Here is a 22372-nt window from a genome sequence, read left to right as displayed (position 1 = left end):
AGACGGGGAGCCCCCGTGGAACCGACCAATCCGTCCGTCAGCTTCGCCTCGCTCGGCATCGGGCCCGCCCTCCTCGGCGTGCTCGCCGAGCTCGGCTATGAAGAGCCCACCCCGATCCAGCGCGAGGCGATCCCGCACCTCCTGAGCGGGCGCGACCTGCTCGGGCAGGCCGCCACCGGCACCGGGAAGACGGCCGCGTTCGCGCTGCCGCTCCTCGAGCGGCTGGAGATCGGCAACGAGCCGCCCAGCCGCCCCGCGGCCCTCGTGCTCGTGCCGACCCGCGAGCTCGCCATGCAGGTGGCCGAGGCGATGCACCGCTACGGCCGCCGGCTCGGCGTGCAGGTGCTGTCGGTCTACGGCGGCCAGCCGTTCGGGCAGCAGCTGCGCGCGCTGCGCCGCGGGGTCCACATCGTCGTGGCCACGCCGGGCCGGGCGCTCGACCACATCGGCCGAGGGACGCTCGCCCTCGACGGCATCCGCACCGTCGTGCTCGACGAGGCGGACGAGATGCTCGACATGGGCTTCGCCGAGGCGCTGGAGGCGATCCTCGCGGCCACGCCGGCGGCGCGGCAGACGGTGCTGTTCTCCGCGACGCTGCCCCCGCGCATCGCCGCCATCGCCGGCCGGCACCTGCGCGAGCCGGTGCGGGTCAAGATCGCGGGCGAGAAGACCGCCCCGGGCGAGCTCCCGCGCATCCGCCAGACGGCGTACATCGTGCCGCGCGCGCACAAGCCCGCCGCCCTGACGCGGGTGCTCGACATGGAGGACCCGTCGTCAGCCATCCTCTTCTGCCGCACCCGCAACGAGGTGGACGAGCTGAGCGAGGCGCTGCGCGCCCGCGGCTACGAGGCCCAGGCGCTCCACGGCGGGTTCTCGCAGGAGCACCGGGATCGCGTGATGGCCCGCTTCCGCGCCGGCACCGCCGACCTGCTCGTCGCGACCGACGTCGCGGCGCGGGGGCTCGACATCGAGCACGTGTCGCACGTCATCAACTACGACGTCCCCTGCGCCGCCGAGGTGTACGTCCACCGCATCGGCCGCACGGGGCGCGCCGGCCGCGAGGGGGCGGCGATCACGCTGGTCGAGCCGCGCGAGCACTACCTGATCCGCAACGTCGAGCGGCTCACGGGCCAGCGCATCACGGTCGCCACGATCCCGACCGTGGCCGACCTGCGCGCCCGGCGCCTCGAGCTGACGCGCGCTTCGCTCCGGGAGACGCTCCTGGAGGGCGGCGCCGAGGGGTTCCGGGTCGTCGTCGAGGGGCTCGCCGAGGAGTTCGACGTCATGGACATCGCCGCCGCGGCGGTGAAGCTCGCGCACCAGGCGACGGAGGGGGAGCGGCAGGGGGACGAGGCGGAGATCCCCGCGATCCGGCCGCCGCCGCCCGGGCCGGAGCGCGGCTACAACGACCGCACGTGGCGGGGCCCGCCGGGGGCGCGCGGGCGCCCGGGAGAGGGGCCGGGGCGGCCGCGGCGCGAGGGACGCGAGGAGCGGGAGACCGACGGCAACGTCGCGCGGCTCTACATCGGCGCGGGGCGCACCGCGGGCATCCGGCCGGCCGATCTGGTCGGCGCCATCGCGAACGAGGCGTCGCTGACGTCCCGCGATATCGGCGCCATCCAGATCGCCGACGGCTTCTCGGTGGTCGAGGTCCCGGCCGACGCGGCGGACAGCGTCATCGAGGCGCTGCGCTCCACGCGGATCAAGGGGCGCAAGGTCCAGGTCCGCCACGACGAGGGGCCCGGCGGCCCGCGAGGCGGCGCGCGCGAGGCGCGAGGCGGCGCGGACGAGGCGCGGGGCGGCGCGCGCGAGGCGCGAGGCGGTGTGGACGAGGTGCGGGGCGGCACGGACGAGGTGCGGAGCGGCGCGGACGAGGCCCGGAGCGGCACGGACGAGGCCCGGAGCGTCGCGGCCACGGAAAAGCCGCGAGCCAGCGCGGTCAAGGCGCGGGGCGACGCGGCCGAGGCGCCGGACGACGCGACAAAGGCGCGAGGCGGCGCGGCGAAGACCAAGGCCCGGAGCGTCGCGGCCACGGAAAAGCCGCGGGCCAGCTCGGTCGAGACCCGGGACGGCGCGACCGGCATGTCCCCCCCTCGGCGTCGGGTGGTGGTGCAGTCATTCGAACGGGAAGGCAGGAAGGTGGGCAGAAAGCCTGGATGAATTTGCCGCCTTGCCGACTCCATGTCGAACCTCTCTGGGCAAATGACAGCACGACCCGGCGTCGAATCCGGGTCTGAGTCCACGGCTGCCCGGGCCGGCGCCTGCTCCGCGGGAGAGCCGGTGAAACGGCTCGTCATCACGGCAGCTCGGATCGACGAGGTGGCCAGGATCTGCGGCCAAGCGTTGGCGGTGGCCTGTCGGTAGCTTCCGTCGGTGGGATCATCCGCTGGCAGTGCGGGTGCCAGACAGCACCCATCCCTTCGACGCCAGGATATCCCATGCGAGGTGGATCTGACGTGCGGAGAACGCGCGCTTCCGCTCGTTCCACTGATGCACGGCGTCGACCGCCGCAACGGGTCCGGCAACCTCCTCGCGCGTCGCCACCCAGTGCACGGTCGCCAGGAGCTCCATGCCGAACGGGGTTTCGAAGCCTTCGACCAGGTCCGCCACGCGATCGAAGCGTGCTCGTGTGTCGGGATGACCGGAGAGGAACGCGGCGGCGTCCGAGGCCGCGCCGGGGACGAGCTCGAGCTGCTTCTCTGGCGCGTCGCCGCCGTCCGCATAGCCCGATAGGAGGTGTCCTTCGATCCGGGCGAGCACGTGCCGGAGATTCTCGGCGTACGGACCGAACGGCCCCTTCTCATAGCGAAGGCGCAGGGGCTCGCCCGCCTCCTGCATGAAGTACATGAGCTTGTGCACCTCGAGCAGCGAGACGAACGGGTCCAAGAGCCCGCCGAGGTAGCGCTCCATCAGGCCCACGAGCACGGCTCGGCCGGGCGTCATCTCCGGAGGGTCGGTGGACCTGGTCATCTGTCCGGCTGCCGGTGGGCCCGACGGCTCGTAAACGAGCACCCGGACGTTAGAAAGGGCCGCGAACGCCCGCTCGATCCGTGGCCGCACGTCCGCCCAGTCGAGTCCGCCGAGGCCGCACCCGAGCGGAGGAACGGCGATCGACTTGATGTGGAGGCGCTTCACGTCCGCGATCAGCGCTTCGAGCCCGGCGTCGATGTCCGCGAGGCGGCTCTTGCCCTTCCAGTGCCGCTTCGTGGGGAAATTGACGATGTACCGCGGGCTTGTGAGCTGCCCGGTCTCGACGACGAGCATGCGTCCGGGCTGCACCTCGCCGCGTTTGCACGCCGCCACGTATTCGGCGAAGTTCCTGGGGAAGGCGTGCTTGAACTGGAGCGCGATGCCGCGCCCCATGAAGCCGACGCAGTTCACCGTGTTGACGAGCGCCTCGGCCTCGGCCCTCAGAATATCGCCCCGGGTGAGCTCGATCATGATCGCGACCTTCCTCGATGCATCTAGTAGTACCAGTTCCGATGGACGACGACCCGGGGCTGGTGTGAGCCCCTCGCGATCGCGGCGACCGCGCGCGCCCGGATCGCCGGCGCGTGGACACCGATGAGGCTGACCAGCTCCCAGGGAAACGAGCCATGGACGAGCAGCTCAGCCTGCTTGGCCTCCTTGACCGCCGCCGGCCGGAAGTCCGTCGCGGCGATGGCCATCCAGTCGAGCTGATCCAGCTCCGCGACGCTCGCCGAGAACTGGGTGTAGTAGGCGCCGGCGTTGGACAGGCTGAACGCCCAGCGCCGGCCCGCGGCTGTCGCCCAGGCGATGACGTCGTGAAGGTCGGCCTCCAGGTGGACGATGGGCCCCTGTCCGCCGCGGTAGATCAGGTCCGGGTTGGTCGCGCAGTGGATCACGAAGAGCATGATCGACCGAGGGCAGAAGTAGAACGGAACGTAGTCGCCGACGTGGTCGCCTGGGTGACAGTGCACGGGCAGCGAGAGACGCCGTTGCTTGATCTTGGACATGCCGATCGGGGTGGCCGGGCCGCCACGGGCGATCATCGCAGCGTCGGAGATGAGGCCGCCGTCGGAGATGATGGCCGGAAGATTGTCCACATGGGTGATGTGGTAGATCTTCGGCCGCGACGGCGGTGGCGTCATGCCTCGGCCTCCTCGAGGACTCCGTCAAGGGCGGCTTCCTCATCGTCCTCGGACAACGCGCGTTGTTCCTCGACCGGACACCAAAGAATTGGAAGAGTAAAGACTTGCCCCAGTCGGAGATGCCCCACGGTGCTGCCATTCGTTGCCAGCTCAATGCACGTTCGGGTAAGTGGTCCGTAGATGTTCAAGAGCAAGAACTCTGGATCGAGCTGCGCCGGGTCTGGCCTGCAGTACATCATCCGCTGACCCATGCACAAGTCATCGCGGTTGGGCACAAGGCACGCCTCGCCTGCGGGGGCCTCTCTCATGTCCACCAGAATTTTGATGACGCCTTCAGCGGCAGCTCAACCTCCTCGGCGCGCCATGCCGCATAGGAGAGCGCCGCCATCACGTCGTCCCTCTCGAGGTAGGGATAGAGCTCGAGCACCTCCTCGATCGCGTGCCCCGCGGCCAGCAGCCCCACGAGGGTGCCCACCGTCCCCCTCATCCCTCGAATGCAGGGCCGGCCCCCCATCACGGCGGGGTCGTGCGTGATCCTTGCCAGCAGCTCCGTCGACATGCTGTCGAGGCTACCTCATCGTCGGCTCCTCGGCTCCCCTCAGCCGCTTTCTCGGGGAAAGCGGGACGACATCGGCCGGCGGCGCGGCCCGCACCCGAGCCGACGCCCGAGCCGGCGCGGCCGGCGCCCGCGGCAGCGCGGCGGGCACGGCACCCCCGCGGCACCGCCCTCGGGCCTGAGCTCCACCGCCGCCCGGGAAGCGCAGCTCAGTCGGCGGCGGTCTTCCGCCGCTGGAACTGGGCGAACAGCGCGGCGCGGACCTCGTCGTGCAGCGGCTCGCCCGGGATCCCCCGGAGCGCGTCGACCGTCAGCTCCATCTGCCGCAGGTAGGTGCGACACCTGTCACACCACGCGAGGTGACGCGCACAGCCCTCCTCTTGCTCCGAGGACAGCTTTCCCTCTTTCCTGTCGGTGATCATCTCCGTCAGCTGACAGCACGTGACGAGCATGCGCGCTCACCCCCTCGTCAGGTATCGCTCCAGCGCGGTCCTGAGCGTCGATCTGCCACGGTGCAAGAGGACCCTCTGGTTCGCCTCGCTGATGCCCAGGATCTCGCAGACCTCGCCGGAAGGACACCCCTCCACGTCGCGTAACAGGACCACCGCGCGCTGTCCAGGCACCAGCGCCTCGATCTCCCGCTGGAGCACGGCGCCTATCTCCTTGCGCAGCAACAAACCTTCCGGGCTCTGCTCCGTCCACGGGACAGGCGGATTCACCCAGTCGCCCGTGCCGTCGAATCGGGCCGGATCGACCGCCGGCTCGCTGCCCTGCTCCCCATCCTCCTGCCACGCGACAGGGACCGTGCGCTTCTCTCGCGTGCCCCAGGTCCTGGCGCGGTTCGTCAGGATCCTGAACACCCATGTCTTCAGCGCGGAGCGCCCCTCGAAGCGGACGAGCCCGTCGAAGACCGCCGCCCAGGTCTCCTGGACGACCTCCTGCGCGCCTGCGGGACCGGCGAGGGTCCGGGCGAGCCGGAGCATGGGCGTGTGGAGCTGGGTCACGAGCTGCTCGAAGGCCCGCTCGTCCCCCGCGAGCAGCCGGTGGACGAGCGCGATGTCGTCCCCATGCGCTGCGCACTCGGGCGCAGCGGAGGACGCCGCGCCGCCCGGCTCGCCCGCCGCGACGAGCGGGCCTGTCTCGGCCGGTGCGCGCCGCGCCGGTGCGGCCGCTGTGCCGTCGGCGGCGCCGGCGCCGACGCCGGCCGAAGAGTCGTGGGACACGCGGAGCACGGTATCACGCCGCCCAGCCCCGCATCAATCGACGCCGAGGGTCGACGCCGATCCGGCGCGGCCCGTCCCGCGGAGGACGACGGCCGCCGCCCGCGTCACAGGGACGTCAGCGCGTCCGCGACCTCCTGCGGCTTCGTCAGGAAGGGGGCATGGCCCGCGTCGATCGAGATGACCCGCTCGCAGGGCAAGGCCGTGTACTGCGACTTCTGCTCGGCCGGGCTGATGGCGAGATCCTTGAGCGCCTCGATGTAGACCCGGGGGACGCTCCCCCACCCCTCCTCCGTGACATGAATGGGCTCGCCGAACGGCTTCGCGGGCTCCTCGCGCAGGTGGCTCTCGAGCCGCTCGATGTCCTCCGGAGAGCAGTCCTGGCAGAAGGCGTTCTCGGCCCACCCCTCCTTGAAGGACAGCGAGGTGCCGTCGTCCGACGGGACCGCGTACGCCTTGATCTCCGCCCCCTGGTCGTCGGCCCACTCCTCGTTCAGCGACTGACCGTCCTTCATCAGAAACGCGGTCAGGTAGACGAGCGTCTTCACCTTGTCGGGCCGCTGCTCGGCGGCCTGGGTCACCACGATGCCGCCCATGCTGTGGCCGACGAGGACCACGGGGCGCGAAGCGCCGTCGATGGCCGCCACCACGGCGTCGGTATAGGCCTGCAGGCTGGCGCTCGCGAGGGGCGTCTCGTCCTCGCCGTGCGCGGGGAGATCGAGGGCGATCACCTCGTTGCCGCCGGCCTCGAGGAGCGGCACCACCTTGTCCCATGCCCAGCCGCCCACGAAGGCGCCGTGGACCAGGACATACGTGTTCTTGCCCTCCCCCTGGGAGCCGCCGCCGCTCGTCCCGCCGTCACCGTCCCCGCCGCCGCAGCCGGGCAACGCGGACGACATGAGCGCCGCGGCCGAGATCATGGTGCCAAACCGCAGGACATTGCGAAGCAGACCGTTCATGGATGTCTCCTCATCGTCGCCAGGCTCTCCTCGAGCGCGACGTCATCGGTGTTTCGAGCTGCGATGGATGCGCGCGCCCATGCGCCCGGGCGTGTCCCCGGCGCCGCGGCGGCTCATCCCGCCAAGGGCACAGTCTCGGAGGGGGGGCGAACGTTACAGGCCGATCGAGGAATCGTACGGAGGGGGGTCGCGGCCTCGCGCCTCCGGCGTGGCGGCGCCGGGCAGAGGGCGTCGGGCACCGCAGCACCGGGCATCGGGGAGCCGCCGGGCACCGCAGCACCGGGCACCGGCGAGCCGCCGGGCGCCGCGGCGGCTCGCCCGGCGGCCCCTGGTGGCGCTGCGCGTCCTGGGCTAGACGCGTCGCGATGCCCTGGCGATCGGTCGAGCTCCGAGGAACCCGCGCGCTCGCGCGCCGCAGCCCGCCGGGTGGGCTGCTCGAACAAGCCCGCAACCCGCCGGCCTGCCAGGCATCAGGAGAGCTCCGTGCCTAGTCGAGACGATCTCATCGCGCGCGACCGCCGCTGCGTCATCCACCCCTACGCCGCGCCCATCTCGACCGCCCCGCTCTTCGCCGTCGAGCGCGCGGAGGGCGTTCGTCTCACGCTGACCGACGGCCGCGAGCTGATCGACGGCACGTCCTCCTGGTGGGCCGCCATCCACGGCTACGCGCACCCCGCGCTGACGGCGGCCGTCAGCGACCAGCTCGGGCGGATGAGCCACGTCATGTTCGGGGGGCTCACCCACGAGCCCGCGGTCGCGCTGTGCGAGACGCTCGTAGCGATCACGCCCGAGCCGCTGACGCGCGTCTTCCTCGCCGACTCCGGATCCGTGGCCGTCGAGGTGGCCATCAAGCTCGCCCTGCAGTTCTTCATCGCGCAGGGGCAGCCCGAGAAGCGCCGCCTGATCAGCGTGCTCGGCGGCTACCACGGCGACACGTTCGGCGCGATGGCCGTCACCGATCCCGTCAATGGCATGCACCACCTCTTCCGCGGCGCGCTCGCGCAGCACCTGTTCGCGGCGGCGCCCGGCCCGGCCTTCGACGCGCCCTGGTCGCCGGGCGCCCTGGGCAGCATGGCCGCGCTGCTCGAGCAGCACGCGCACGAGGTCGCGGCCGTCATCCTCGAGCCGATCGCGCAGAACGCCGGCGGGATGCGCTTCTACCACCCGCAGTACCTGCGCGAGCTGCGCGCCCTCTGCGACCGCCACGGCGTGCTGCTCATCTTCGACGAGATCGCGACAAACTTCGGCCGCACCGGGGAGCTGTTCGCCTGCCAGCACGCGGGCGTCGCGCCGGACATCATGTGCCTCGGCAAGGCCCTCACCGGCGGCACCATGACCCTGGCCGCCGCGCTCTGCACGGAGCGCGTGGCCGAGACCATCGCCGGGAGCGAGCCGCGCGTGTTCATGCACGGCCCCACGTTCATGGGCAATCCGCTCGCCTGCAGCGCCGCGCTGGCCAGCATCCGGCTGCTGCTCGGCTCGCCATGGCGCGCGCGCGTCGCGGCCATCGAGGCGCAGCTCCTCCGCGAGCTCGCCCCCTGCCGCGCCCTCGACGCGGTGGCCGACGTGCGCGTGCTCGGCGCCATCGGCGTGGTCGAGCTCAAGCAGCCCGTCGACATGGCGCGCGTGCAGCCGGCCTTCGTGGAGCGCGGCGTCTGGCTGCGGCCTTTCGGGAAGCTTGTCTATACGATGCCGCCGTACATCATCGAGCCAGCGGACCTGTCGCGCATCAGCGAGGCCATCGTGGGCGTGCTGTCCGAGGTTTGAGACGCGGGCGGCGGCTCGCCTCAGGTAGACATCGACGGTGCGGCTCTGGCCGGGGGGATCTCCAGCACCGGCAGCCCGACGACGTCCGCGTTCACGAAGACTGCGCCCGCGGCGGTCGTCCCGCGAGCTGGACGTGGATATCGCGCGTGTCGAGCGTCCACGTCCGTTCGCCGGCGTCGTTCGACGCGACCAGCCGGACGTGCAGCGCGGGAATCGGCTCGCCGCGACCCAGCTCGACCTCCCTGACACCGAGGGTGGCCACGCGGACGTCGCCGCGCGGCTGCTCTGGCGGTAAACGGCATCTACAGCCGCGAGCAGGCGCTCCGCGCCGCGGCCGACTCGGCCCGATCTTGTTCGTCGACGCGCCAGGCAACCTGGTTCACAACGCCGTCCTCTACCGGCGTCGCGCCGGGTCGAGCGACGCCTGCGCTTCGCGCGGGCTCGTGACGCCCCGCTTCGCCTCACCCGCCGCGAGCGCCGAGCCCTCATTCCCGAGTTCCTGCCATGTCCACCACCGCCCCTGCCAGCACGCGCCGCGCAAAGGCAGCGCTGCAAGTCCTCGTCGTCGCCGCCATCCTGCTGGCGCTCATCGCGCTCGGCCAGGCGGCGGGCCGCGACGCGCGAGCTCTCTCATCGCGGGACATCGCCCAGGGCGTCGCCCTCGGAGGTGGCGCCTTGCTCGGCAGCGTCGCCGTCATGCTCGCCGTGCTTCGAGAGCCCTGGAGCACGCTCGGCTTCCGGCGCGAGGCTCCGAGCGCCGTCCTGACCTCGGGCCTGCTCGGGCTCGTGGCCAGCTACCTGGCCGCCGGCGTGGGCGCGGCCGTCTACGCGCTGGTCGCGGGCCTCGACCCTGAGCGGCTCGCCGCCGAAAAGACCGCCGCGCTCGGCGGCTTCTCCGAGCTCCCGCCGGCCCTCGTCCTTCCGCTGGCGCTCTTCACCGGCATGTACGAAGAGCTGGTCTTCCGTGGCTTCTTCGTCTCGCGCTTGCGCGCCGCCCTGTCCCCCAGACCCCATGACCGCTCCGCCGCCATCGGCGCCATCGTGCTGTCGTCCGCCCTGTTCGCGGCCGGCCACTTCTATCAATCCATGCTCGGCGTCGTGCAGACCTTCGCCATCGGCCTGGTGCTCGGGACGCTCGCGGTGCGACGGAACAATGTCTGGCCGTGCGTCGTGGCGCACGCGGGCATCAATCTGATCGGGATGATCGCGCTGCGGTCCATCTGAGGCGGCGCAGGGGCAGCGCTGGCCAGCCCGCGGGGCCGCGGGGCCGCGGCTCGATGGGACGGCAACAGAGGATTCGAGGCGCTGGCCCTCTCCGACCCGCGGCTCTCCGATGTCGCGTCGAGCACCGGATCCGGACGCGTGCCTGTGAACCCCGCGGTGCTAACGTGCGCGCCCAGGTATCACTCCGGCTCAGACGGCTCACCCACGACCTCGAGAGGTACGACCATGACCCAGGGCGCGTGTCTATGCGGGACGGTCCGCTACGAGATCAGCGGTCCATTCCAGACCATGCTGAACTGTCACTGCTCGATGTGTCGCAAATTCCACGGCTCGGCGTTCGCCACGGCCGTTGTCGCGCCGCTGTCGGGCTTTCGCTGGCTCGCCGGCGAGCACGCCATCCGCGCGTCCTGCGCGAGCGACAATCGCTCCTTCTGCATCACCTGCGGCTCGGCCGCGCCGCTGCTCGTCCCCGAGGCGCAGCTCGCCCTGGTCCATGCCGGGAACCTCGAGGGCGATCTCGGCATCGAGCCGCAGTTCCACCAGTTCGTCGGCTCCAGGGCGCCCTGGTACACGATCACCGATTCCCTGCCGCAGTTCGAGGGTTGGCCGCCCCAGATCCAGAGGCCGGTCGTCTCGCGCCCCGCGGTCCCGCCCAGGGAGGGCGTCACCCAGGGGAGCTGCCTTTGCGGCGACGTGGCCTTCGAGCTCGACGGCGCGCCCATCCTCATGATGAACTGCCACTGCTCGCGCTGTCGCCGCGGACGCAGCGCCGCGCACGCGACAAACGTCCTCGTCGCCCTGGACAAGCTCCGCTGGGTCCGCGGCGACGCGCAGGTCGCGAGCTACAAGGTGCCCGAGGCGCGGCGCTTCGGCGTGGCGTTCTGCACGCGCTGCGGCGGCGCGGCGCCGCGCAAGTCACCCGAGCACGGCTTTGCCGTGGTGCCCGCGGGAGCGCTCGACACCGATCCCGGCATCCGCCCGAGAGCCCACATCTTCGTCGGCTCCAAGGCGAGCTGGTTCCCGATCACGGGCGAGCTGCCGCAGTTCGCCGAGCTCCCACCCCAGATCTGACATCCAGGGGATCACCTGCCCTCCACGCCCCACGCCTCCGCGAGCGCAAGGACGCGGGCGTGCTCGGGCACGGCCTCGAGGAAGCTGCGGCGCAGGGCGGGGCACTCGATGGCGTCCGCCTCGGCGCACAGCTGGTCCCGCGCCGCGGCGAGCGCTGCCCGGGCCGCGCCGACGTCGCCGCAGGCGTGGAGCGCCTCGGCCCAGGCGAGGTGCACGAGCGCTTCGTCCTCATCGAGGTTTCCAAGGCGCTCGACGATGGCGGACGCGCGGCGCGCCGCGGCGAGCGCCTCCTCGGCGCGTCGTTCCTGGAGGAGGACGTGCGCGAGGATCGCCTGCGCGATGGCGTGGAGCGCGGGGTATGCCTCCGTCTCGCCGACCGCAGCGGCGGCGTGCTCGCGGGCCCGCGCGAGCTCGCCGAGATTCAGCAGCGCCTGCGCAAGGACGATCCGCGCCTGGCCCACCTGCCTGACGTCGCCGAACGCCCCCGCCTTGTCGACGACCCTTTCGGCCAGCGCCACGGCAGCAGCGCTGTGCCCCTGCGCCGCGTGGATCAGCCCCAGATGGATGCTGGCCGCATTCACGACGAAGCGGAGATCGAGCTGAACCGCGACTCGCCTCGCCTCGCGAAGCGCCGACTCTGCCGGTCCGTAAGCGCCGAGTTGCTTCTGCATCCCGCCGAGCGTCACGCGCGTCAGGCATACGTCCCGCAGCGCACCGCCGCGCTCGTAGGCCTGCAATGCGGCCTCGGTGAGGCGCAAGGCGAGCTCGATGCGCCGCGGGCTGAAGCACGCCGCTGCGCTCTTCGTAATGTAGATGTGTCCGGCCAGAACGGGCTCCAGGTCTTCGGGCCGCACTCCGGCCATCGCCCGCTCGAGCGCATCGGCCGCGGCGTGGCGCCCGAGCTGCCGCAGCCAGGTCGTGGCGCTGTACCAGGCCAGGACGAGCTCCCGGTCGAGCGCCGCGCCCTCCCGGTCGAGCGGCAGCGACGACGCCACCGCCTCGAGCTGCTCCGCCTTCCCGAGCGCCCCGCTCGCCCAGGCCAGCATCGCCAGCGCGGCATGCGCCACGCTGCCCCCGGCGGGCGCCAGGGCCACGGCCGCCTTCGCCGCGCGCTCCGCGTCCCCGAACGCGCCCCGCCAGTTGTGGGCGATCGCCGCGAGCCCGTGGAGCCGCCCGGCGGCGTCCTCCCCCGGCGCGCAGGCGAACGCCCGGTCCACCCGCGCGAGCGCACCGTCGAGATCGCTCGCCTCCAGCGCCTGCTCCGCCGCCCGCTCGTAGCACCGCGCCGCCGCCTCGATCGCCTCGCCGTGCTCGAAGTGCTCCGCCAGCACCAGCGCGTCGCGCTCGCCGGCCTCCTCGAGCCACGCGCCGGCGAGCCGGTGGCCGAGCTGCCGATCCACGTCCGTCAGCATGCTGTAGGCCGCCTCGCGCACGAGCCCGTGCCGGAAGGCGAACTCCGCCTCGCCCGCGAACCGCGGCTCGGGCTGCCGCACGATCCACTCGCGCCGCTCCAGCTCCGCGAGCCGCGCGTCGAGCGCCGCGCCCCCCTCCTGCCCGAGCCCCAGGAGGCGCGCCGCCGCGCCCCGCCAGAACACCTCGCCGAGCACGCTCCCGGCGCGCAGGAGCCGCCGCGCCTCGGCGTCGAGGTCCTGGAGTCGCGCCTGCACCATCGCCAGCACCGTCTCGGGCGCCTCGCGCGCGTCCCGTCCCTCGGCCGCGGCGCGCACGAGCTCCTCCACGAAGAACGGGTTGCCCGCGGCGCGCCGCACGATCTCCGCCATGTGATCCGCGTCGGATCGATCGCCCAGCGCCGCCCGCACCATCCGCTCGCAGGCCCGGCGGGGCAGCTCGCCGAGCCCGATCTCCATCATGCCCCGCCCGGCCCACAGCGCAGGGAAGGTCGCCCGCACCTCCGGCCGCGCCAGGGCGAGCACCATGAGCGGCTGCTCCCCCAGGAGGCGCAGCGCCGCGTCGACGCACTCCACGGTCGGGAGGTCGCCCCAGTGCAGGTCCTCCAGCACGAGCAGCACCGGGCGCGTCCGGCACTCGGCATCGACGAAATCGACCCACGCCCGGCGAAGCTGATCGCCCATGAGCAGCGGATCGCGCCGGGCCGCGCGCAGCTGCACGCGCTCCCCGCCCGGGAGCGGCGTGCCGACCATCTCCCCCAGGAACTCGGTCACCCGCTCGCGGAGCGCCGGGTCGACGTGCCGGGCCACGCGGGCCGCGAGCTGCTCCCGGCGGCGCTCCAGGGGCTCGCCGTCGACGAGGTGCACGGCGCGGCGCACCACCTGCCCGAGGAGGTCGAGGGGCGCCCCTGCGCGCGCGGGATCCGCCTGCGCGATCCAGATCTCGGGCGGCTCGGCGCGCGCCCTGAGCCGCCGCACGAGCTCCAGGCGCAGGCGTGACTTGCCCATCCCCGCCGCCGCGATCACGAGCCCCACCCGCGCGCAGGGCTCGCCGGCACACTCGTCGAACAGGTCCTCCAGGGCGCGCAGCTCCCGGTCGCGCCCCACGAACGGGGTGGGCTTGCCGAGCAGCGTGCGCGCCTCGTCGAACGGCTCGCGCTCGCCGACGACCGCGGGCGCCAGCGGCCCCCCCGCCATCTCGAACCCCGGCCCGAGGAGGCTGGCCGTGATCGCATCCACGAGCACCGGGACCGGCGCTTCCGGCGCGCCGTCGTCCGGCGGCCCGGCGTCGCCGCCGGCGAGCAACGCGGAGGCGCGGTCGATGACCGGGCCTATGGGTTGCCCGCCGCCCAGCGCGTCCCAGCCGGTCGCGATCGAAAGGCGGGCGCCGGGCAGGAGCTTCCGCAGCGCGAGGCCGCAGCGCACGGCGCGCGCGGCCAGGTCGGTCGGGGTCGCCGCGCCCGTGAGGACCGCGGCGACCCCGCCATCCTGCAGTGGCTCGAGGCGGCCACCGTGCTCGGCCGCCGCGCGGCGCAGGTCCGGCAGAGGCGGCGCCGGCCCCGTCGGCGTCGCGACCTTCGCTCGTGCGTCGATCGTCGTGGCCTCGGCGCACGGCATCGTGGAGGCTTCGGCGCCGGCGCCCATCCGCGTGGCGGCCTCGGCCCACGGCGCAGGTTGCGTGGCCCAGGGGAACGGAGCGCCCATCCTGGCCAGGATCACGCTGACGAGCCCCCGCTCGCGGCGCGTCAGCGCGGGCGCAGGCAGCTCCGCGGCCGCGTGCTCCGCCGAGCGCGCCGCGAGCGCGCTCGCCGCCGCGGTCGCGTCCTCCGGCCGGCCGTCGCGGTCCTTCGCCATGAGCCGCGCCGTGAGCAGGTCGATGACCTCGGGCACCTCGGCGCGCAGCGCGCTCGGCGGCGGAGCGTCCTCGAAGAGCACCTTCACGAACACAGCGAACGCGTGCTCGGCCCAGAAGGGCGGCTGGCCGGTGAGGCACTCGAACAGGATGCACCCCAGCGCGTACACGTCCGCGCGCGCGTCGATGTCCAGCTCGCCGCGGACCTGCTCCGGCGCCATGTAGGCCGGCGTACCCAGGGGCACGCCGGGCTCGGTCAGTCCGCCGGTCGCGGCCGGGTCGCGCGCGATCCCGAAATCGAGGATCTTCACCTGGTCGAGCCGGCCGCCCTCCAGAAACAGGTTCGCCGGCTTGAGATCGCGGTGGATCACGCCGCGCGCGTGCACGAGCGACAACGCCTCGGCGACGCGGCGGACGAGGGCGAGCCCCTCCTCGACGCCGAGCGGCCCGCGGGCGAGCCTCGCGGCGAGGTCCTCGCCATCGAGCCACTCCATGGCGAGGTAGTGCTGTCCCTGGTCCGAGACGCCGTGGCCGACGTGGCGCGCGATCGCCGGGTGCCGCAGCTCGGCCAGGAGCCGCGCCTCCCGCTGGAACCGCGCGACGAGCTGCGGGTCCGCGCTCCTCAGGACCTTGAGCGCGACCGGCTCGCCGTCTTGCCGATCGCGCGCGCGGTAGACGTCGCCCATGCCCCCGGCGCCGGCGACGCTCTCGAGCTCGAACCGGCCGGCAAGGACCTTCGGCGGATCCCCCCTTCTCACGCCCTGATGGTACCGCTGCAGTCGTCCGGCGAACGGGACAAGATTTGAGGTGTTGGGCGAATGCGAGGCGCTCGCATTCCTGGACGGACAGAATGCGCTCGCCGCACGCATGCGCAGGTGGCGGAGAGCTCGCGCTCAGGGACCTCGCCAGCGGCGCGCCCGAGCGCGACGAAGTGGACGTCGACAGCCCCGGGCTAACCGACGTGCGCCTCGACGCCGCGACTGCGATCGATGGCCTGCAATCTGAACCTCAATATCGGAGGAGGAGAAGGGGTCACGTGACCAGAATGGACTGCAACCGTTCATGCAGCCGTCGACGAGGGCCCTCATCGACTCCCGAAGCAACATTGGCTGTGAATGGCAAGACCGCATCCGTGCACCGGCGCCAGAGCAGCCGGCGCGCGCCGCGGGGCCAGGCGGCGTCATGGGACCGGGGCCCGCCTGGCCCGGAGCGCGTCTCGCTGAGCGAGCAGCCACGCGCGCGCCTCGCCCTCCGTGCCGAAGAACTGCTGCGGGTAGGATTGCCCTGTGAGCATCTGCACGCCCTTCGCAAGGAGCGTCAAGATGACGCGCACGGAAAATCCCGCTCCGATGATCGCGACGGCATCGATGCGCGCGCTGCGCAGCTCTTCCGCCACCACCTTGCGCGCCGACGGCGGGATAGCGCCCGTGTGATCCGCGTCGGCGAGCACCAGGACCTCGCGGCCGCTCTCCGCCACGCGCCGCAGCGCGCCGACGAGAGCGCGCGCTCGGTCGTCCGTGAGGTCGCCGTGGAGCGACACGCGCAGGATGCCGTCGGGCTCGTCACGAGCTTCAGGGTATGCGTTCTCGAGGCCGACACCGCTCATGCCAAGCATCCTAGCCGAGTCGCGGCGGCGGTTCAGCCCATCACTTCGCGCCCGCGAGCCTCAGCACCTCCGCCCGCTCGGCGTCGGTCGGCTCACGCTGGCAGTCCTTGCCGGCGCTCTCGAGGGCGTCGAGCTGGCGGACGAGATCCCCGGGGTCGACGCTCATGCAGCCCTCCTCGAACTCCGAGCACTCGGCGACGGAGAGCGCGGTCCCCGCGACGTAGCGGCAATCGAGATCCCCGGGAGGGTACCTCAGGAAGGCGGAGGCCTGGGTGAGCAGACACGTCGCGTCCGACGGCGTGCCCGCCTTCTTGCAGCGCGCGGCGGCGATGCGCGCCATCCGCTCCAGATCCGCCGCCGGATACACATGGACCCGAGGGCGAACAGGCGGCGCGCTGGCAGCGCCGGCGGCCCGAGGGCCCGCCGCGGGCCGCGCCGTCTCGGAGCACGCGCACGCGAAGAAGGCGCACGCGCCGACGAGGGCGAGCAAGGATCCCCCGGGCTTCATGGTGCGACAAGTACCACGCCTGCTCGAGCGCCCGCAACCGAGCGCCCCTCCTCCGGTCCGCCAGCCAGCCCGGACCGAGCCCTGCCGTACAGCAGCCCCCGGGCCGGGGGCGTCACGGCGGGGACAGCGGTGCTGTCAGGTTCATCGCAGTCGCGAACGCGATCCCGCTCTGCAGGTCGCGGCGGGTCACGATGCCGGTGAGGTCGATGTCGAGGTCGATGATGGCCCGGGACACCTCGGGCCGGAGGCCTGTCAGGATGACCTGCGCCCCGAGCAGCCGGACCGCCCGCGCCACCTGCAGGAGGGCGCTCGCCGAGCCCGTGTCGATGTGCGGCACGCCCGTGACGTCGATGATCGCCACCTGCGCCTGCCGCTCGACCACCTTGCCCAGCAGGTTCTCCATCATCTGCTGCGCCCGCGCCGCGTCCAGCACGCCCACCAGCGGCAGCACGAGGACGCCCTGGCTGATGGGCACGATGGGCGTCGACAGCTCCTGGAGCGTCTTCGCCTGCATCCGGAGCGTATCCTCGAGCCGCTTTCGCTCGGTGATCACCTCCGTGAACAGCATGATCCCGCCGATCTCGCCGCTCGTCGTGTACCACGGGAAGATCTTCCAGCGCACCCAGTCGACGCGCCCGTCGCTCCGCGGGAAGGGCTCCTCATCATTCCCTTCCGAGGCCCCTGCGAGGCAGCGCCGGTGGACCGCCTTCCAGTGCTCGGGGATCTCGGGAAAGAGCTCATAATGGCACCGACCAGTGATCTCTCCTTCTTTCAAGGCGAAATCCGCCAGCCAGCGGTGACTGGCCAGGATGTAGCGCATGTCCCGATCGAACATGGCCACCGCGGCCGGTGTGTAGGTGACAAAGATGCGCGCGTGCTCCTCGCTCTGGCGCAGCGCCGCCTGGAGGCGATCCCGCTCCTCCTCGGCCTGCTCCAGGTCCCGGACGCGCTGCTTCAGGTGCTGGTTCTCCGCGACGACATCACTGTAATTCACGTCACAGTTCATCCGGTCCCTCGGTCCTATTCTGACCGGGAGGTATATCAGGTTTTCATGCGTCACAGCGGTCGCCCACATCGGCGGTGGTTGGGGAAGGCGCGCACGGGCTCCATGGAGCGGGATGTGTCGTGGTGGGGGGGAGCCGAGGCGGAGCTCGGCCTGGCGCCGTCCTGCGATACCACCGCTCCGCCGCCGGCGCTCCATCCATGGAGCGCCGGCGGTTCAGCGGATTCGCTTCAGCAGCGCTTCAGGCTCCGCGGCGAGCCGACCGCGCGGGAGCTCCCGCGCGTGCCGTTCTACGCTGCGGCGCTGATGGACGGCCACATGCCTGCGCGCGACGGCTACGCGGAGATCCGCCGCGCCGAGCGGCCAGGCGCAGAGGAGCGCCGGCGCTCAGCTGGCCTGGCAGTAATAGAAGGCCATGTTGTCGCAGTGATCTCCGTCGCACTCCGCGCCTGCGATGTAGTAGCCCGGCGGGAAAGAGATCGTCCCACCGTTCTCCTCGGAGATGAACCCGCTCCAGTAGCAATTGCCCCAGGTCTTCCCGTTGAGATGGGAGCATTGGAGCGACACGTTGTCGCAGTAGGAGCCGGTGCACGCGAGCCCCGTGACGAAATCCCCGTAGCCGCACTTCCGCTGGCCGGTGCCTTCCTCGGAGAAGTAGGAGGTCCAGTACGTGGACGTGTTGGAGGTCCCAAGGGAGGAGCAATAGCCCCTGATATTGTCACAGTCGGAGCCTCGGCAACGGAACGCGCTCATGGCGTTGCCGCTGTCGCATGCGACGGGCGCCCAGCCGTCGGACGTCTCGGCCGTCCATCCATTCGTGATGGCGTCGGCCGCCTCTCCGACCTCCTCATCCGTCTCAAAGTCGGCGTCGGTCGCGCTGTCGACCGACGAAGCCATGCAGCCGGCGACCATCAGCAGGGTCGTTCCGAGCAGCGAAACAAGCGACAGCGTCGATGTGATCTTCATGATGAACCTCGTGGCGCGACCGTGCACGCGCCGGCTTCGCGTCGGCGGCACGGTCGCGCCTGGTGGAATTAGAGTTCCAAGGCTTGGCGCGGGTATCGAGGCTTCGAGGCCCGCGCCGCCGACATGAGCAACGCGCGTACCGTCGCCGTCGGGCCCGGTCCCGCCCCGACATCGCGTCGGAAAGGCCCGAGTTCAGGCGGGCGCCAGGCGCGTCGCCCTGACGGACGGGCGTCGTTGCGCAGAACTCGCGCAGCTGTTGAGCGAAACCTCGCCCAATTGCGCAGAACGTGGTGTCGGGACGAACGTCATGGCGTGCAGCCGGAATGACCGGTTCGCGTGGCTCTCGGCGTGCAAGTCTCGGCGTGCAAGGGAGCGCGCGAAGGGCTCGGGACCGACGCGACCCCCCCGAAAGCGGGCCGCGACATTTCCGGAGGAGCCCGCCCGCGCACGTGATGGCGTCCAGAGCTTGTCGACCTGCTGCTCGAACGAGGGCGCGCGGGCTCGTCGTGATGCCGATGAAGTATCGTATCGTTCCCACGAGGCACCGAAACACCATGCGCAAAGAGCGGCTCGCCCTCTCTCTCCTGCAGATCACCCTGCTCGCGGCGTGCGCGCAGCAGCCCCCTGACCCGGACGACGGCGCAGCGACAGGGGCCGCGCCCACGTTCCCGTGCCCGCCGGGCGCGCTGGAGACCGGCGCGGGCTGCGAGCCGGCGGGGGTCCCGCCCGGGCGGTGCGGGAGCGGCTTCGCGTCCGACGGAGCGCAGGGCTGCGTGCCCGTCCTGCCGGAGGAGGCGGGCCCGCCAGGTCAGATGGCCGTCCCCGGCGAGACGGCGTGGCGTGAGGTCGCTCCGTGCGGCGCGGACCGGTGGGGCGGTGCGCCGATCGACGAGACGACCGAGTTCGTCGACGCGGCCTACGCCGGGACGGACAGCGACGGCACGGAGGCCAGGCCGTGGTCGACGATCCAGGACGCGGTCGACCACGCGGCCGAGGGCGCCCTGGTGGCGATCGCGGAGGGCAGCTACGTCGAGGATCTGCTGATCTGGAGGCGGCCCGTGCGGCTCTGGGGCCGGTGCCCCGCGCTCGTCGAGGTCGTCGGGCCGACCGCGGGGGGGATCGCCGTCCAGGTAGACCGGGGCGCGAGCGGCACGGAGATCCACGACCTCGCTGTCCGCGGACAGGGCATCGGCCTCGGCGTGAGGAACGCGCACGATGTCGTGGTCGAGCGGGTCTGGATCCACGACACGAGCGCCATCGGCCTCGTCGCCTTGGGCGAGGCGACCGCGACGAGCCTGACCGTGCGCGGGGCGCTCGTGGAGCACACAACGGGCGCGGGCATGGTCGTGACGGGCGCCGCCGTGACGCTGGAGGGCACGGTCCTGCGCGACATCGATCTCGCCACCGGGGACCCGAGGCACCCGTTGAACGGCCATGCGATGGCGGTGCAGGTCGAGTCGTTCAAGCGCCGCGCGAGCGTGACGGCGCGATCCGTCGTGATCGAGCGTGTCGGGGGGCTCGGGATCAGGTTCTCCGGGGCGGACGGCGTGGTCGAGGACAGCGTCGTCCGCGACGTCGCCTGGCTCGCGGCGGACCTGCCGGGCGCTGGGCTCACGGCGACCCACATCCCGGACTTCGATCCGGGGACGCTCACGGTCCGGGGCAGCGTCCTGGAGCGGAACCACACCGCCGCCATCGCGATGATCGGCGTGGAGGCGACCCTCGAGGCGACGGTCGTGCGCGACACGGGCTCGGGGCCGGCCGAGGGCGATCCGGGCCCGGGCATGGGCCTCTACGCCGAGCCGAGCCGCATCGACGGGCGCCCCTCCCGCGTGGCGCTCCGGCACGTCCTCGTCGAGCGGAGCCGCGAGAGGGGCGTCGTCGTCAACGGCTCCGACGTCGAGATCGATGGCCTCCTCGTGCGGGACCTCGTGCCCGGCGCGCCGGACTACGGCGCGGGGATCGAGATCGCGCACGATCAGCGACGCGCGAACGTCCGGGTGCGCGGCAGCGCAGTGGAAGGCAGTTACGGGACCGGGATCGCCGTCTTCGGGGCCGACGCGGCCCTGGACTCGACGGTTGTGCGCGACACGAGGCCGCTGCCGTCGAACCAGGATTTCGGCCGGGGCGTCAATGTCCAGTCGCTGCCCGACCTCGGCGAGCGCGGGAGCGCGCGCCTGCACAACGTCCTGATCGAGCGGAACAGCGACGGCGGCCTCTTCCTCAGCGACTCGGACGCGACCGTCGAGTCGACGACGATCGCGGACACCCTGGGGCGCGTGCTCGACGGCACGAACGGCTGCGGCATCATCGCCTACAACAACGAGACGGGCCAGGCGAACGTCCTCGTCCGGGACAGCGTGATCGAGCGGAGCGCCGCGGCCGGCATCTACAACTTCGGCGCGACGGTGCAGATCGCGTCGACGACCTTCACGTGCGAGCCGCTCGACATCGTGAGGTACGTCGATGAGCGCTCCCCGGCGGTCTACGAGGATCTGGGCGGGAACGTCTGTGGCTGCGAGGGCCGCACCATCGACTGCAGGGCGGAGCCGACGCGCATCGAGCCCCCCCGCGCGCTGCCGCCGCCGCCGCCTCTGCCCGAAAGCGAGGGCTGAGGCTCACGCGACCGCCGCGGAGCGGCCCGCTTTCCTGGACCGGATCCGGGCGAGGCCGCGCGGATCCGCCCGGCAGGACGAGGCGTCGAGGCGCTGCGGCTCGAGGCCGAGCTCCCGCATCCTCGCCTCGTCCCAGGCCTCGATGGGGTCGCGCCCGGCGATGTAGCTGCGCGAGCGGTTGACGAGCGGCCCGCGCAGGCTGATCACCTCGGGCGCCGACATCAGGACGCTCGCCTTGTAACGAGGCAGATCGCTCGCCATCAGCCGGTTCCAGACGTGGCGGCCCACGTTCCGCAGGCTCCCCAGCGCGCGGCTCAGGCGCTGGAAATGCTCGATCGCCTCGGAGGGGTGCAGCCGGGTCGGCCGGTGGCAGAGGGTGTACCCGTCGAGGTCCCGGCTGGTCACCCCGGGCAGGAGCCGGCCCTCGGCCGCCACCTGCGCGAAGAAGGGCGTCTCCGGGTACGGGCAGACGATCCCCAGGAACGTCGGGCAATGATCCCCGAGGTCGTGGAGGTACTCGGGCAGCCGCTCGAAGTACTCGTTTGTATCCCCGTCCGCGCCGACGAGGAGCCCGAAGGAGAGCACGATCCCGCTCGCGAAGGCCCGCTGCATGACCTCGCGGACCTCGCTCAGCTTGTTCTGGTCCTTGTTCATCGCGCTGATCGACTCGGGGTTCAGCGACTCCAGCCCGGTGTAGACGTAGCGGCACCCCGCGCGCCCCATGAGGCGGACCAGCTCCGGGTCGCGCAGCACGTTGAAGGTGAGCGCGCAGCCCCAGATCTTCTTGAGGGGCATCAGCGCCTCGCAGAGCTCCCGCAGGTAACGGGGCGAGCCTCCCAGGTTGTTGTCGACGAAGGCGAACGTATCCTTGATCAGCCCCGGGACGCGCTGGTTGAAGATCATCCGGTCGCGGATGTCCCGGATCACGTGGTCGACGGGGCGATAACGGTACTGCTCGTGCCCGGTCAGCACGCAGAAGTTGCAGGAGAAGGGGCAGCCGCGCGACGCCTCGATGCCCGGCATCCGGACGAGGTTGGTGCGGTAATCGACCAGATCATAACGGTACGTGGGGATCTGCTCCGGGGGCACCGGGGGCAGCGCGTAGACGGGCTGGAGCGCGCGCCGCCGGAAGTCCGCGATGAGGGCCGGGACGTTCGCCTCCGGGTCGCCCGCCACCACCGCGTCGAAATGCTCCAGCGCGTCCGCGCGGAAATGGCTCGCGTGCCGTCCGCCGGCCACGGTGGTCATGCCCCGCCGCCGGAACAGCGTGGAGAGCACCTTTGTGTGCTCGTAATAGGCGTGCAGGTACGAGAAGAACACGAGGTCCCAATCCCGGTCGAGCGGGACGTCCGATTCCTTCTCGTTGTAGAGCTCGATCTCGGCGTCCGGCGGGCACAGGGCGGCGAGGAGCTCGGGCACGGTGGATTGCATGATCGAGCGCTCCTTGCGGTGCAGGCGGCTCGGGTGCGTGTAGGTCGAGATGATCGCGATGCGCATCGAGGGG

At 72.1% G+C, this 22372-nt stretch carries 18 protein-coding genes; 5 read left to right on the top strand and 13 right to left on the bottom strand.

The genetic code is table 11. From position 1 onward, the window contains the following. Nucleotides 1-15: 15 nt before the first annotated feature. Nucleotides 16-2160 (top strand): DEAD/DEAH box helicase, encoded by a 2145-nt coding sequence (locus WME75_RS04240; RefSeq protein ID WP_437486683.1) that lies wholly within the window; start codon nucleotides 16-18, stop codon nucleotides 2158-2160. A 219-nt stretch (nucleotides 2161-2379) separates the two neighbouring features. Here the strand turns inward: WME75_RS04240 and darG are convergent, their stop codons facing one another. From darG to WME75_RS04210, 6 genes are all read right to left on the bottom strand, one after another. Then, entirely contained in the window at nucleotides 2380-3441 is a 1062-nt protein-coding gene (gene darG, locus WME75_RS04235) for a type II toxin-antitoxin system antitoxin DNA ADP-ribosyl glycohydrolase DarG (RefSeq protein ID WP_437486681.1), read from the bottom strand. 23 nt (nucleotides 3442-3464) lie between these two features. Then, nucleotides 3465-4112, bottom strand: a complete 648-nt coding sequence (gene darT / locus WME75_RS04230; RefSeq protein ID WP_437486679.1) for a type II toxin-antitoxin system toxin DNA ADP-ribosyl transferase DarT — start codon at nucleotides 4110-4112, stop codon at nucleotides 3465-3467. 304 nt (nucleotides 4113-4416) lie between these two features. Next, nucleotides 4417-4671, bottom strand: a complete 255-nt coding sequence (locus WME75_RS04225; RefSeq protein ID WP_437486677.1) for a DUF433 domain-containing protein — start codon at nucleotides 4669-4671, stop codon at nucleotides 4417-4419. Nucleotides 4672-4877: 206 nt separating this feature from the next. Further along, entirely contained in the window at nucleotides 4878-5120 is a 243-nt protein-coding gene (locus WME75_RS04220) for an anti-sigma factor family protein (protein WP_437486675.1), read from the bottom strand. A gap of 6 nt (nucleotides 5121-5126) precedes the next feature. Further along, nucleotides 5127-5891, bottom strand: coding sequence for an RNA polymerase sigma factor (locus WME75_RS04215; RefSeq protein WP_437486673.1), 765 nt, complete (start codon nucleotides 5889-5891; stop codon nucleotides 5127-5129). A gap of 104 nt (nucleotides 5892-5995) precedes the next feature. Further along, the gene (locus WME75_RS04210; protein ID WP_437486671.1) at nucleotides 5996-6847 is read right to left on the bottom strand and encodes an alpha/beta fold hydrolase; all 852 of its coding nucleotides are present in this window, start codon (nucleotides 6845-6847) and stop codon (nucleotides 5996-5998) included. A 483-nt stretch (nucleotides 6848-7330) separates the two neighbouring features. Here WME75_RS04210 and bioA point away from each other — a divergent pair, with 483 nt between their 5' ends. Further along, nucleotides 7331-8614, top strand: a complete 1284-nt coding sequence (gene bioA / locus WME75_RS04205) for an adenosylmethionine--8-amino-7-oxononanoate transaminase (RefSeq protein WP_437486669.1) — start codon at nucleotides 7331-7333, stop codon at nucleotides 8612-8614. A 91-nt stretch (nucleotides 8615-8705) separates the two neighbouring features. On the opposite strand, the gene WME75_RS04200 is transcribed toward bioA, so the two are convergent. After that, the gene (locus WME75_RS04200; RefSeq protein ID WP_437486667.1) at nucleotides 8706-8876 is read right to left on the bottom strand and encodes a hypothetical protein; all 171 of its coding nucleotides are present in this window, start codon (nucleotides 8874-8876) and stop codon (nucleotides 8706-8708) included. A 242-nt stretch (nucleotides 8877-9118) separates the two neighbouring features. On the opposite strand from WME75_RS04200, the gene WME75_RS04195 reads away from it, so the two are divergent. Together WME75_RS04195 and WME75_RS04190 are read left to right on the top strand one after the other, a co-directional pair. Then, nucleotides 9119-9838: a CPBP family intramembrane glutamic endopeptidase gene (locus tag WME75_RS04195; RefSeq protein WP_437486665.1), complete on the top strand. Its 720-nt coding sequence runs from the start codon at nucleotides 9119-9121 to the stop codon at nucleotides 9836-9838. 225 nt (nucleotides 9839-10063) lie between these two features. After that, nucleotides 10064-10909 (top strand): GFA family protein, encoded by an 846-nt coding sequence (locus WME75_RS04190; protein ID WP_437486663.1) that lies wholly within the window; start codon nucleotides 10064-10066, stop codon nucleotides 10907-10909. 11 nt (nucleotides 10910-10920) lie between these two features. On the opposite strand, the gene WME75_RS04185 is transcribed toward WME75_RS04190, so the two are convergent. The 5 genes from WME75_RS04185 to WME75_RS04165 all read right to left on the bottom strand — a co-directional run bounded on the left by WME75_RS04185 (nucleotide 10921) and on the right by WME75_RS04165 (nucleotide 18253). Beyond that, on the bottom strand, nucleotides 10921-14928 hold the full coding sequence (locus WME75_RS04185; RefSeq protein WP_437486660.1) for a serine/threonine-protein kinase: 4008 nt from the start codon (nucleotides 14926-14928) through the stop codon (nucleotides 10921-10923). 422 nt (nucleotides 14929-15350) lie between these two features. After that, the gene (locus WME75_RS04180; protein ID WP_437486658.1) at nucleotides 15351-15776 is read right to left on the bottom strand and encodes an STAS/SEC14 domain-containing protein; all 426 of its coding nucleotides are present in this window, start codon (nucleotides 15774-15776) and stop codon (nucleotides 15351-15353) included. A 40-nt stretch (nucleotides 15777-15816) separates the two neighbouring features. Continuing rightward, on the bottom strand, nucleotides 15817-16284 hold the full coding sequence (locus WME75_RS04175; RefSeq protein ID WP_437486657.1) for a hypothetical protein: 468 nt from the start codon (nucleotides 16282-16284) through the stop codon (nucleotides 15817-15819). A gap of 112 nt (nucleotides 16285-16396) precedes the next feature. After that, on the bottom strand, nucleotides 16397-17278 hold the full coding sequence (locus tag WME75_RS04170; protein ID WP_437486655.1) for an STAS domain-containing protein: 882 nt from the start codon (nucleotides 17276-17278) through the stop codon (nucleotides 16397-16399). Between the two features lie 396 nt (nucleotides 17279-17674). Beyond that, nucleotides 17675-18253, bottom strand: coding sequence for a hypothetical protein (locus WME75_RS04165; RefSeq protein WP_437486653.1), 579 nt, complete (start codon nucleotides 18251-18253; stop codon nucleotides 17675-17677). 554 nt (nucleotides 18254-18807) lie between these two features. Between WME75_RS04165 and WME75_RS04160 the strand changes: the two genes are divergently transcribed. Continuing rightward, nucleotides 18808-20868, top strand: a complete 2061-nt coding sequence (locus tag WME75_RS04160; RefSeq protein ID WP_437486651.1) for a hypothetical protein — start codon at nucleotides 18808-18810, stop codon at nucleotides 20866-20868. Nucleotides 20869-20871: 3 nt separating this feature from the next. Here the strand turns inward: WME75_RS04160 and WME75_RS04155 are convergent, their stop codons facing one another. Then, complete coding sequence (locus tag WME75_RS04155) at nucleotides 20872-22365, bottom strand: B12-binding domain-containing radical SAM protein (RefSeq protein WP_437486649.1); 1494 nt, start codon at nucleotides 22363-22365, stop codon at nucleotides 20872-20874. Between the last annotated feature and the right edge of the window lie 7 nt (nucleotides 22366-22372).

It is taken from the genome of Sorangium sp. So ce1014 (genome assembly GCF_051521505.1).
In the GTDB taxonomy this organism is placed as follows: Bacteria; Myxococcota_A; Polyangia; order Polyangiales; family Polyangiaceae; genus Sorangium.
This window is presented reverse-complemented; position numbering and strand designations above follow the sequence as displayed.